At 77.1% G+C, this 345-nt stretch carries 1 protein-coding gene; it reads left to right on the top strand.

Annotation, left to right across the window (positions count from 1 at the left end):
* The coding region (locus TN53_RS43235) for a phytoene desaturase family protein (protein ID WP_046264412.1) at positions 1-345 on the top strand (345 nt) is incomplete at both ends.

Raw genomic sequence — 345 nt, forward strand, 5'->3', positions numbered from 1 at the left:
CCCTGTGGGCGGTGCCGGGGCCCTGACCGAGGCCCTGACCCGGCGCCTTGAGTCCCGGGGCGGACGGATCCGTTGCGGGCAGCGCGTCGCGCGGGTCGTCGTCCGCGGCGGGCGGGCCGTCGGAGTGCGGACGGCAGGGGGTGAGGCGGTGGTGGCGCGCCGCGCGGTGCTGGCGGACGTGTCGGTGCCCGCCCTGTACGGCGATCTCGTCGACCCCGAGCACCTGCCCGCGCAGTTCCGGGAGGACCTGCGCAGGTTCCAGTGGGATTTCGCCACCTTCAAGGTCGACTGGGCGCTCGACGGGCCGGTGCCCTGGCGGGCGGAGCGGGCGTCCCGGGCCGGTAC

This window comes from Streptomyces sp. WM6386, assembly GCF_000972385.1.
Lineage (GTDB): Bacteria > Actinomycetota > Actinomycetes > Streptomycetales > Streptomycetaceae > Streptomyces.